At 43.6% G+C, this 13,156-nt stretch carries 8 protein-coding genes; all 8 read right to left on the bottom strand.

Features of this window, described 5'->3' with window-relative positions; genetic code table 11:
* Window positions 1-231: 231 nt before the first annotated feature.
* On the bottom strand, window positions 232-1,314 hold the full coding sequence (asd, locus tag BM294_RS00480) for an aspartate-semialdehyde dehydrogenase (RefSeq protein ID WP_091203899.1): 1,083 nt from the start codon (window positions 1,312-1,314) through the stop codon (window positions 232-234).
* A 412-nt stretch (window positions 1,315-1,726) separates the two neighbouring features.
* Window positions 1,727-3,964, bottom strand: a complete 2,238-nt coding sequence (locus BM294_RS00475) for a DNA gyrase/topoisomerase IV subunit A (RefSeq protein ID WP_091203897.1) — start codon at window positions 3,962-3,964, stop codon at window positions 1,727-1,729.
* A 111-nt stretch (window positions 3,965-4,075) separates the two neighbouring features.
* The gene (locus tag BM294_RS00470; RefSeq protein WP_091203896.1) at window positions 4,076-6,001 is read right to left on the bottom strand and encodes a DNA gyrase/topoisomerase IV subunit B; all 1,926 of its coding nucleotides are present in this window, start codon (window positions 5,999-6,001) and stop codon (window positions 4,076-4,078) included.
* Window positions 6,002-6,578: 577 nt separating this feature from the next.
* On the bottom strand, window positions 6,579-7,217 hold the full coding sequence (locus BM294_RS00465; RefSeq protein ID WP_091203894.1) for a phosphoribosyltransferase family protein: 639 nt from the start codon (window positions 7,215-7,217) through the stop codon (window positions 6,579-6,581).
* A gap of 389 nt (window positions 7,218-7,606) precedes the next feature.
* A complete protein-coding gene (locus BM294_RS00460; protein ID WP_091203893.1) occupies window positions 7,607-8,314 on the bottom strand; it encodes a hypothetical protein in 708 nt (235 codons plus the stop codon).
* Between the two features lie 327 nt (window positions 8,315-8,641).
* Window positions 8,642-10,231: a UDP-glucose--hexose-1-phosphate uridylyltransferase gene (locus BM294_RS00455; protein WP_091203891.1), complete on the bottom strand. Its 1,590-nt coding sequence runs from the start codon at window positions 10,229-10,231 to the stop codon at window positions 8,642-8,644.
* A 414-nt stretch (window positions 10,232-10,645) separates the two neighbouring features.
* Window positions 10,646-11,662 (bottom strand): UDP-glucose 4-epimerase GalE, encoded by a 1,017-nt coding sequence (gene galE, locus BM294_RS00450; RefSeq protein ID WP_091203889.1) that lies wholly within the window; start codon window positions 11,660-11,662, stop codon window positions 10,646-10,648.
* Between the two features lie 13 nt (window positions 11,663-11,675).
* Window positions 11,676-12,854 (bottom strand): galactokinase, encoded by a 1,179-nt coding sequence (locus BM294_RS00445; RefSeq protein WP_091203888.1) that lies wholly within the window; start codon window positions 12,852-12,854, stop codon window positions 11,676-11,678.
* Window positions 12,855-13,156 lie beyond the last annotated feature (302 nt).

The following is a 13,156-nucleotide window of genomic DNA, read 5'->3' as shown; positions in this document are numbered from 1 at the left end:
AAATGGATTTCCTACGGATCATGAGTGCTTGCACAAAGGTTTAACTAAAAAAGGTTTCGTCGGTATATACCAACGAAACCTTCATATACCATTATATATATGACGTGAGTGTCAAAAGCATTGTCACTCACTGATCAGCACCAACGCACACATTTATGTGCGTTCCGGCGTATGGCGCCGACCGCTCAGCACCCGTTCACACTAATGCAAAGAATGCTTCGGATATCACAGTCACTTCTTTGTGATATATCCCTTGGCTGCAAGATACTCTGCGGCCTCTACTCCGCCGCCTGCCGCACCGCGAAGTGTGTTATGGCTGAGACCAACAAACTTCCAGTCATAGATTGAATCCTCGCGAAGACGTCCGATGGAGATACCCATACCTCTCTCATAATCAACATCAAGTGTTACCTGAGGGCGGTTGTCATCCTCAAGATACTGGATGAAATGCTCAGGAGCTGATGGAAGCTTAAGTGTCTGAGGTTCGCCTTCATAATCTCTAAGTGCCTGAATAAGCTCTTCCTTTGTTGGCTGCTTATGGAACTTAACAAATACAGTTGCTGTATGGCCGTTAAGGATAGGTACGCGAATGCACTGTGCAGAAATCTTGATATCATCAGCAAGTTCGATGTGATCTCCTTCAAGAGAACCAAGTACTCTCAAAGGCTCCTTCTCCGACTTCTCTTCCTCACCACCGATGTAAGGAATGATATTGTGTTCCATCTCAGGCCATGACTCAAAGTTCTTTCCGGCACCGGAAATAGCCTGATATGTTGATACGATAACCTCATAAGGCTCAAACTTACGCCATGCTGCAAGAGCCGGTGTATATGATTGAATTGAACAGTTTGGCTTAACTGCGATAAATCCCCTTGTTGTTCCGAGTCTCTTCTTCTGAGCTTCGATAAGCTTATAGTGATCAGGATTGATCTCAGGAACAACCATAGGAACATCCGGTGTCCATCTGTGCGCCGAGTTGTTGGAAACAACAGGAGTCTCTGTCTTTGCGTAGGCCTCCTCAAAAGCGCGTATCTCATCCTTCTTCATATCTACTGCGGAGAATACGAAGTCTACATCTTTAACAACTTCGTCAATCCTGGATACATCCTTGACGATCATCTTCTTAACTGATTCCGGCATAGGAATATCAAGCTTCCATCTGCCTTCAACTGCCTCTTCATAAGTCTGTCCTGCAGATCTTGGTGAAGCAGCAAGTGTTGTAAGTTCAAACCATGGGTGATTCTCAAGAAGTGTGATGAATCTCTGACCAACCATACCTGTTGCGCCGAGAACGCCAACCTTTAACTTTTCCATAATTGCTTTCTCCTTACCCGGGATCATCAGCCCATCTTCATTCGCATCGCGAAAATCCGAAGCTGCACATCGTATTCCTTCAATATCGACATGTCCCTAAAATCTCATAATAATGTCATGGGCGTCAATAGGATCTGACACCCACTGATGATGCGAAGCTCGCACACATTAATGTGCAACATCCCGCATCCTAATAATCAAATCATATATCCAATCCCACTTTAAAGCAATAAACTTTTAATTATATCTGTTCTAACCGGACTAATAGCAAAAAACCGATGGACATCCATTCAAAAACGAATCATTTGCGGCTGAAAAAAGCCTAAACTCGACGTTTTTAACAGATATCCACCGGCTCTTACCAAGACTTTAACACCGGCTGAGCTGTTGAACTCACATCATCACACTAATATCAGTGTTTTGTGCCTTTTCCTGCGCGGTTCGCAAGCTTCAACCTGTTGAGCGAAAGCATCTTTCCGCTCACCTTTATATCTACAGGATCAACGCCCATGAGATAAACATCTGTAAGCTCGTCTCCCTTTCCAAGCTTAATGGCAACGACACCCTTACTGTTCTTCTTCTGTAACGGCACATCGCTGAGTGAACATCTGAGGAAATATCCGTCTCTGGTTCTGAAAACGATATCCGTCTCATAGCCCATCTCCTGAATACTTACAACCTTATCGCCGTCATTCAGTTTTGTTGCCGCAACCAGCTTGTTTGCAGTTTCAAACTCACTTGCTTCAACCAGTTTCACCATGGCATCCTTTGTGGCAAACACAAGCGTCCTGCCGTTTAGTGCCGATTTAACATTAACATAAACGATCTCTTCGTCATTGGCATTGTACTTGCTGATATTGTCGATAGGAACACCTTTATCCTTAAACTTTCCGAGAGGCACATCCTGACACTTTATCTGGTGCATATTGCCCTTGTCCGTAAAGATAAGTACACGGTCTGTGGTCTTACACTTAAAGACAAAACGGCTGTCAGACTCAAGAGCCTCCTGATTACGCTGATAAGTAGCCTCATCAATCATCTTGCAGTATCCGAACTTGTCCTGAATATAGTATCCATCTATCTCCTGAACTTCCTTATCGTTGAATACAGCTTCCTTACCATCCTCAATGAGCGTTCTTCTTGGCTTTGCATACTGAGACTTAATGAACATAAGATCTTCCGAAATAACCTCGTTCATGCGGTCACGGCTTCCAAGGATGCCTCTGTACTCCTTTATCTTCTTAAGAGTCTCTGCATGGCGTTTCTTCAATTCAATAAGTTCAAGACCAATGAGCTTACTGAGTTTCATGTCAAGTATTGCCTGAGCCTGACGTTCTGTAAATGTAAACTCCTTTATGGTCTCCTCAAATTCCTTGTCCCTGTCACGGAACTTAATGCCTGTGATGTCTCCGCTCATAAGAGCTTTTTTAGCATCAGCCTGAGACTTACAGTTTCTAAGAAGTGCGATGATGGCGTCAATAAGATCAACCGCCTTAATGAGACCATCCTGAATCTCCTTCTTGTCTATCTCGGCATCAAGCAGGTTCTTGTACTTCTTTCCGAGTATCTCGTACTGGAACTTAAGATACGCCTTGATAATACCGCGAAGAGACATGGTTTCCGGACGTCCTTCATTGATGGCAAGCATATTTACGCCGAAGGTATCCTCGAGCTTGGTTTTCTTATAAAGAACGTTTGTTATTCTCTCGATGTCCGATCCGTTTTTAAGATCAAGTACGATACGTATACCGTTCTTGTCTGACTGATTGGAAATATCTGTAATTTCAGGAAGTACTCTGTTCTCAACAAGCTGAGCAGTATCCTGCATAAACTTCATGATACCCTGACCTATCATGGTGTATGGTATCTCTGTCACAACCAGCTTATCCCTGTCAGATCTTCCCTCTTTCTTCTCAAACACAAGCTTTCCGCGAAGCTTCAGCTTTCCTGTTCCGGAACGATAAATGTCAACCAGTTCAGATTTATTGGCAATGATTCCACCTGTAGGAAAATCCGGTCCCTTAAGATACTCCATCATCTCAGCTGTACCCATGGCAGGGTTTCTGAGATAAGCAAGTATAAGATCAATGATTTCTCCCAGATTGTGGCTTGGGGTTGATGTAGTCATACCTACAGCAATACCCTCAGAGCCATTTAAAAGGAAATAAGGGATTCTGGCAGGAAGTACTACAGGCTCTGTCAGTGTCTCATCATAGTTAGCCTGAAACTCAACCGACTTATCAAGATCTGCCAGCATACAGTCATCGGTAAACTTCTCAAGTTTCGCCTCTGTGTATCGCGGTGCCGCTGCAGAATCACCCTCAATAGATCCAAAGTTACCCTGTCCGTGGATGACAGGCTGCATGCGCTTAAAATCCTGTGCCATGACAACCAATGTATCATAGATTGAAGCATCTCCGTGTGGATGATACTTACCCATGGTATCACCGACGATACGGGCTGACTTATATGTTGGATGATCATGGTTAGCATGAAGCTGATCCATGTCGAAAAGCACTCTTCTCTGTACCGGTTTAAGTCCGTCTCGAATATCCGGTACAGCTCTCGAGGTGATAACGCTCATGGAATAATCCAGATAACTTTTCTGCATCTCCTCCGAATATTCGGTTGTTAAAATCTGTTCTGCCATAATATATCCTTAAATGTATATACTCTCTTTTCTCTCTGCTTAAGATCAGCGAACACGGTTCTCTGTAGGCGCTAATCCTGCTTCGCAGAAGGAATCCTTACGGATTCGTTTCTATGCATCAATCACTGCTTCGTCGGCGTGATCGTGTATAAAGTCTCGGCGGGGACCTACCTCTGACCCCATCAGCATGCTGGTAACCTCAGATGCAAGGCGTCCGTCCTCTATCTCAACTCTCTTCAAAACCCTGTTTTCCGGATTGAGGGTTGTCTCCCAAAGCTGCTCCGGATTCATCTCACCAAGACCCTTGAATCGCTTCAGATCATAAGTTCCGGCCTTGTGGTTCTTCTGATACTTCGCAAGAGCTGACTCATCATAAAGATACTCTGACTCTTCTTTCTTACTGTGAGGGATAGCCTGATAAAGCGGCGGCATGGAAACATATACATGTCCCTCAGTGATAAGGTCAGGCATAAATCTATAAAGGAATGTAAGAAGCAGGGTATCAATATGTGAACCGTCTACGTCCGCATCCGTCATAAGGATGATTTTGTCATAACGAAGCTTTGTGATATCAAAATCATTGCCGTATCCCTCAGAGAAACCGCAGCCGAAAGTATTGATCATGGTCTTGATCTCAGCATTGGCAAGAACCTTGTCCATGGAAGCCTTCTCTACATTAAGGATCTTTCCGCGAAGAGGCAGAATTGCCTGTGTACGTCTGTCTCTGTGATTCTTTGCCGAACCGCCCGCAGAGTCTCCCTCTACGATAAAAATCTCACACTCTTCAGGATTCTTGGAAATGCAGTTCGCAAGCTTCCCATTTGAGTCAAAGCTGTACTTTGACTTGCTGAGCATATTGTTTTTAGCCTTCTGCTCCTGCTTTCTGATCTTGGCGGATTTCTCGGCACAGGCAATGATAGCCTTAACCACTTCCACATTTCTGTCAAAATAATGCTGAAGCTCAGCATCAACTATGGATGCAACATGCTTTCCCGCCTCCTGACTGGCAAGCTTTGTCTTGGTCTGTCCTTCAAAGATAGGATCAGGATACTTCACTGCCACAACAGCTACCATTCCGTTACGGGTATCGGCACCGGTAAAGTTCTCATCCTTTTCTTTGAGAAGTCCAAGCTGTCTTGCGTAGCTGTTTATAAGCTGGGCAAACTTGGTCTTGAAGCCCGTGATATGTGTTCCGCCTTCCTGAGTGAAGATATTGTTACAGAATCCGTGAACATTCTCCTCGAAAGCATCACAGAACTGGATACAGCACTCAAGAATAGTACCCTCTGACTCACCCTTAAAATAGATCTCAGGTGTAATCTTTTCTTTTTCTTTATTCTCGTCTTTTACGAAAGCAATGATTCCTTCAGGCTCATGGAACTCCTTGATAACCGGCACTTCATCTCTGTCATCACGGTAATGTATGGTGAGATCAGGGTTCAGATACGCAGTCTGATGGAGTCTTGACTGAAGCCAGTCCTCTTTGAATCTTGTCTTCTCAAATATTTCGGGATCCGGAATGAACATAGTCTCTGTTCCGGTTTCCTTTGTCTTTCCTACAACCGGAAGAAGTCCCTTGACAAGCTCTGTGGTAGGCTTACCACGCTCATAGGTATCCTCTGAAATCTTTCCATCCTGATAAACTCTGATTCTCAGGTACGATGACAGGGCATTAACAACGGAGGAACCGACACCATGAAGACCTCCTGAGGTCTTATAGGCCTTGTTGTCGAACTTTCCGCCGGCATGAAGTGTGGTGAGAACCACTCGCTCCGCAGAAACTCCCTTCTGATGCATACCTACAGGGATGCCTCGACCGTCATCACGTACTGTACATGAGCCATCCTTTCCCAATGTTATCCATATATTCCTGGCATATCCCGCAAGATGCTCATCCACGGAATTGTCCACGATCTCGTAGATGAGGTGATTGAGACCTCTGGAACCTACCGAACCGATGTACATACCGGGTCTCACTCTTACCGGTTCAAGTCCCTCCAGGACCGTGATACTCGATGCATCGTATTTCTCTGCCATGTAAAACTCCTCAAACTGTATTTCTTAGAAAAGTCCATACCGGACTTCAATAAATGTTTCTTCAATGCATATATCATCTATCCGTTTTCAAAACACAAAAGCCAGAACAAACATATATGCTGTATAAGTCCAAAACACCAAACATAACAAGTTTAACGCATAATCGTTTGAAACTATACCATATTTAAATCGATTATTTCAAGCCAATGCCTGTCTTACGGCATCTTAACCGCAATATACCTCTTAATATAATCCTCTTTTACGCAAAACGCAATACATATGTTCGCATATAATGAGTTGTCCCACACCCAAGTCAAACCATTTCATACACATCCTATAAAGCAATTAAAAACCGGCACCAAAAGGTACCGGTTCGACAAAGTATAATCTCTGAAAAACATGTGCATTGCTTTGCAATACTTCTTGAATAATCATAATGACGTGAGTGTCAAAAGTATTTGCCACTCACTGATGATGCACCATAAAGCCTCAAATCAACGTGCAGGCACGTGATTTGGCACTTTTGACCCTTGCATCATCATAATTACATTCGACCTGTCACCAATGTACGCTCGCATCAGATCATTGACACACCGAATGAATTTACAAGTCCGTCTATAGGCTGACCGGCCTTACAAAGCGGACAGTCATTATAGTCCGTGTACTCGTAGTCAGGAAGATCATTCTTACCATATACCGAAACTACAGGCACTCCGTTATAAGAAGTGATGGCACTGAAAACAGCCGATATTCCGCTGAGCTTTCCGCCATAATACTTAACAGCTTCCATAACTCTGTTGATAGTCTTTCCGGTAGAGACAGAGCCCTCAACTATGAGGATATTCTTGTCACGAATCATAGGCTTTATATTATCTCTGAATATAATCTGAGAGTTCGTGTTAAACTCCGGCTTTACGATATAGACGGTTTTGTGAGCATTGGTATTCATTGCTCCGCTCTTGGTAAGTTCCTCCGCAATAAATGCACCAATAACCTCAGTTCCCTCATCACATATGATGGTATCCACAACCATGCCGAAAAGATAGTTTTCCACCAGCTTTGTGGCTACGGCATGAGCTTCTGAAGCACGGGCTTTCACGGTGGTGAGATCAATGTAGTAGTTAGTATGAGAATGGTTCGTCGCAAAATGTCCCTTTGTAACCTTAAGAGGAACCGAAATTCCTGATACGTCGATTTTCTGATAACCTTGCTGCATATTTACTCCTTTTCCGGTTTCCCGATGATTACAGAGTACACTTCCTCGGCTTAGACTGAATCATAGTTGATTTTCAAAAACCACGCATCACTTCAAACGGCACCTGACCACTCAAATCCAATCAAAGGATTCTGATGCCCAAATACAATTTCATCAACCAACTACACGCCTTGCATTCCGGATTCCAGTACTACTTTGCAGTTCACGAACCTGCATACCGAAAAACCTGTCTCAAAAAACATCCTGCCAGACAGGATGACACGCTACTGATAGCTTCATTATAACATCTCACCGCACAAAATAAATGAATTTTCCAAGAATATAAAATCTGTATTTATACCATTACAATTTGCATTAAAATTTATTTATTCTTTACCAATTCACTATGTTCAACCATAATTTATTTCAATCGAAGACCCGTTCAATTCCTGGGTTATAATATTGCCATGAGCACCCGCAGGGGCAACAAACGAACAGCTGTTGAAATTAAGTCTGGCACCTGCTTTATCAAAATCATGAACATCCGAATGAACGTATATAGCACCATCTTTCCATCGCTTTAAGCTTTCATCTGCCCGATTGGTAAACTGACAATTCTCGAAGGTGACTTCGCTGTCGTGTGTCAATCCCATACCTACCGAAGCTGTCTGATACGACAAAAAGGAACAATCTTTGAACTCTGTATGCTGTGAACCATAATCCGCATGGACCGCATAAGCTCCGTCATCATCCGGCGGCACTTCGCCTTTTCGGTGTGTCGCCACAAAACTAATACCTTCTACCTTCCCGTCAAGTCTGAGTTTTGCAGCCGGAGACTCATATCTGCCGTCATCGCTTTCCACAACCACCATACCCATCCCGATAAAATCTATGTATCTCGGTTCCTCAGCCATATCCGACACCGCATCAAAGGGACTGTATGTTCCGGACTCCATATAAATCTCCACCCTGTTATAGATACTATCATTACAGGTATCTATGATCTGCTGTAAATCATCCTCACCGGAAACAAAATACTGTGTATCAGCCTTTCCTGTTACAGACATACCTATACAGGCAGACAAAGTTACTGCTGTTAAAAGTCCAATCTTCTTCATTAACTCTCCCGAAATCCCTGACTTCATCTCGTGCGAAAGTACAAAAGTCACCTTCCTTCAGATGACAATTTCCTTTGCATATATATCGACAGAAGAATGAAATTGTTTAGATGAACGAAGTATATTAATATTAACGCTTTCGAAAATCAGAAAATGAGGATTCAATGCCAACCGGGCATGCTGCTTGAAAGAACATGAAGAAAAAAGTCCGGCAGAGATGGACACTTAAGTGCCCTATCCCTGTCGGACTTTTTGAACGGAATGTACTTTCAACGCAATGGAGCATTGGCATGAAGCCTCATTTTTTATCCTCAAAGCCACTAACAATCATAGTGTCTTTATAAATCTGTCAAATGCAGCCTGTCCCTCCTGGGTTCTCTTATAAACGCCGGCATCCTCAAGAACATGCATGAATACCTTTCCGATCTCGTCCTGAAGTATCTCGTCGAAATTCTCAGCATCAACCTCGATATCCCGTCTATAGTACTCGTCCATAAACTCATCGAACCAGTCAGCATGCTTTGCAAGCTCCGGAATATCACGAATATCCTTTCCGGAAAGGAACGCCTCCTTAAGTTCTGCCATCTCATTCTTGAGACGACTCGGGAGAACCGCAAGACCCATAACCTCAATGAGTCCGATATTCTCCTTCTTTATATGATGGAGCTTTGCGTGAGGATGGTAAACTCCCAAAGGATGCTCCTCCGTAGTGATATTGTTACGAAGCACCAGATCAAGCTGGAACTCGTCCCCCACCTTTCTTGCTATAGGAGTGATGGTGGAATGAGGAACTCCGTCGGTTTCAGCGAAGATAAATGCACTTTCATCGGTGTATCCTCTCCAGGAAGTCAGAATATGATCAGCAAGATCTGCAATTCTTCCTGTATCCTCGCCACTTAACCGGATAACAGACATAGGCCACTTGACTACTCCTGCCTTGACATCCTCGAATCCCGGAATATCAAACGTTCTCTCAACAGGAGCCTTGGCCATGGCAAACTCATAGTTTCCGCCCTGGAAATGCTCATGTGCAAGGATTGAGCCGCCAACTATCGGAAGGTCAGCATTGGAACCCACAAAATAATGCGGGAACTGCGCCACAAAATCGAAAAGCTTCAAAAAAGCGCTCTTATCTATCTTCATCGGTGTGTGCTTAGTATTGAGAACAATGCAGTGCTCATTGTAGTAAACATATGGTGAATACTGGAATCCCCACTCCTGTCCGCGAATAACTATAGGTATGATACGGTGATTCTCTCTTGCCGGATAATCGGCTCTTCCACTGTATCCCTCGCACTCACAGCAAAGCTGGCACTTGGGATATCCCGTCTGCTTTGCCTTTCCTGCCGCCGCGATAGCCTTCGGATCCTTTTCAGGCTTACTTAAATTTATGGTAATGTCCAAATCCCCGTACTCGGTCTTCGTCTTCCACTTAAGGTCCTTCTTTACTCTGTAGCGTCTTATGTAGTCGGTATCACAGCTGAAAGTATAGTACCAGTCCGTCGCAACCTTGGGAGACTCCTCGTAGAGCTCTGAAAAATCAGCCTGAACCCCGGAAGGTCTCGGAGTAAGTGCCCCCATAAGCTTCGTATCGAACAAATCTCTGAAAACAACAGAATCTCCGTCAGTAAGTCCCTGCTCTACAGCATAATCAGTGAGAACCTTTAAAACATTCTCAAGATAAGAACCGTCATCTATGATTCCTTTCTCTGAAGCAGTCTTAAATTCCTTCGCCTGAACCATATCAAAAGGTATCTTCTCAGCCTCTTCCAGAACTTCCTCTTTGGTAGAAGACACTTCCATAACCTTTAAATTAAGAGCGATGGTATTAAGCGCCCAAACAATATCGCTTTCCTCTATAAGTCCTGTCCTGTAAGCATAAGCGGCAAGGCTCTTTATTCCATTCTGTATATCCATAGTTTCACACCTTCAAAAAGCTTTTCACATTAAATCATTCAGACGAAAACGCCAAGGGCAGGCACCGGCCTACTCGAACCACCACCTATCCCGAGACAGCAGTTAAGGCATAGCATAAGGGCATCTATTAAAAAGCATTAAGCTGAGGTAAAAAAAATCAGAATTTGATTCCTTAGTGGCTCTTGGTTTATTTTTCCTTAGATTCCTCACCAAGTCAGAGTTTTCATCAAAGAAAATCTCTGACATTGGCGATGACCATGAGCCACTTTGGAATCTGATTCCAGATTTTTCAACCGAAGCGACCTGCTTTTAAATAAATGCCCTCTGGCTATGTAATGACGTGAGTGTCAAAAGTATTTGCCACCAACTGAACTATTATCGCCCTTGCATTTTCTGTATCATTTAACAATAAAATCAGGAATTATATCCGTCCGGATTCTTCTGCTGCCAGTTCCATGAATCACGGCACATATCTATGAGATCAAACTCAGCCTTCCAGCCAAGCTCCTTCTCTGCCTTTGCCGGGCTTGAATAGCAGGTGGCAACATCACCGTCACGTCTCGGCTTCATAACATAAGGAAGCTCCTTGCCGCAGGCCTTCTCGAAAGCATGGATAACATCCATAACAGAATAACCGTGTCCGGTTCCGAGATTGCAGATGAATACTCCATCCTTCTTCTCAAATCTCTCGATAGCCTTCACATGGCCACGGGCCAGATCCACTACGTGAATGTAGTCACGAACTCCGGTTCCGTCAGGAGTAGGATAGTCATTACCGAAGACATTGATCTCCTTAAGCTTTCCGATGGCAACCTGAGCAACATAAGGAAGAAGGTTATTAGGAATACCCTTAGGATCCTCACCGATGAGACCTGACTTATGCGCTCCGATAGGATTGAAATATCTGAGAAGAATAACATTCCACTCAGGATCTGCTGTATGAATATCTGTAAGAATCTGCTCCTGCATCCACTTTGTCCAGCCATAAGGATTTGTACATGTTCCCTTAGGGCAGTTCTCTGTGATAGGAATCTCCGCAGGATCGCCGTAAACTGTAGCAGAACTTGAGAAAATAATATTCTTGACTCCGTGGGCACGCATCTCTTCCACAAGGTTGAGAGTTGAACCGATATTTGTGCGGTAGTACTCAACAGGCTTGTGAACTGACTCACCTACTGCCTTGAGTCCTGCAAAATGAATAACAGCATCTATCTCATTCTCATCAAAAATTTTCTTAAGAGCAGCTCTGTCAAGAAGATCATCCTGATAGAACTTTACCTTTTTTCCGCTGATCTCTTCGATACGATCAACAGCCTTCTGATTTGAATTATAAAGGTTATCAACGATAACCACTTCATATCCTTCATTCAGAAGCTCAACGCAAGTATGGCTTCCGATATATCCTGCACCACCTGTTACAAGTATTCTCATAATGTCTCCTCTCTTAAATAACGCTCGGACCGTCTCCGATGCTTACTTCATAGAACGTGCAGTCATATCCTACTCTCTTTTTATAGGCTTCGCCAACCTTTTTCTTGAAATCCTCCACAGAATCTTTCTTTACTATGGAAACAGTACAGCCTCCGAAGCCGCCTCCTGTCATACGTGAACCGAGAACTCCCGGCACTTTCCATGCCTCTTCAGCAAGAACATCAAGTTCCTCACATGTTACTTCAAAATCATCTCTCAGTGATACGTGAGAAGCATTCATAAGCTTTCCGAACGCCTCAATATCACCCTTCTTCAATGCATCAACTGCTGTTACAGCACGATTATTCTCATAAACCGCATGCTTTGCACGTTTCTGAACAACCGGATCCTTTATGGCGTCCTTGTACTTTTCAAAATCCTCATTACTGAGATCTCCGAGAGTCTTGATTCCTGCAACTTCTGCAAGGATCTCTCTTGCTTTTTCACACTCGTTACGACGATCATTGTATGCAGAACCGACAAGCTTATGCTTCTTGTTGGTATTGGTAACCACAAGCTCCATATCATTAAGAACAACAGGTGCATATTCAAAATTCAAAGTTGCACAATCAAGGAACATGGCATTGTCCTTCTTACCCATGGCACTTGCAAACTGATCCATGATTCCGCAGTTCATTCCGCAGTAGTTGTTCTCCGCATCCTGTCCGATGATCGCAAGATCAACATTCTTCACATCAAATCCGTAAATGTCTCTGATGATAAATCCTGTGAGAACCTCAAGAGATGCGCTGGAGGAAAGACCTGAACCATTGGGAATGTTTCCGTTGATGACTATATCAAGGCCACTGTCCATTCTGAAACCGCGCTTTTCAAATGCCCACATCACTCCCTTTGGATATGATGTCCAGCCGTCTTCATTTAAAGGCTTGAAATCATCAAGAGAAGTCTCTATAACACCGCTCCTGTCAAGGTTTACACTATAAAAACGAAGCTTTCTGTCTGAACGCTTTCTTGCCGCGGCATAGGTTCCGATGGTAAGCGCACATGGAAAAACATGACCGCCGTTATAGTCTGTATGCTCACCGATGAGATTCACTCTGCCCGGTGCGAAATAACACTTTACATCATTTGTATCTCCACCGAATTTATCTGCAAATGCTTTTAACGCTGCTTCCTTGTATGAAAGGTCCATAATCTCCTCCTGAATTACTATTCACGATAATTGCAGCACTCAGGTTATGTGCTGCCTGCCACTGCCATCATCAAATTATAAAAAAGAGGTTTTTCACAGTCAACGCGAAAAACCTCTCATAAATCTTGGAAATCCTTTACTACCGGCTCATCGCTGATGACATCTTGGGAACCACTTTTCCTCTGATAATCTACCACATTTTGATTTCCATCTCATATCTTCAGTGATGATTGACAGTTTCTGCATCTATAATGGTGGAAAATGCAGTTGTCTGTTCATTTTAGTTCATGCCTGCTTTTCAC

It is taken from the genome of Oribacterium sp. WCC10 (genome assembly GCF_900113415.1).
In the GTDB taxonomy this organism is placed as follows: domain Bacteria; phylum Bacillota; class Clostridia; order Lachnospirales; family Lachnospiraceae; genus Oribacterium.
Note: the sequence above shows the minus strand (reverse complement) of the source record. Positions and strands in the feature narration are given on the sequence as shown.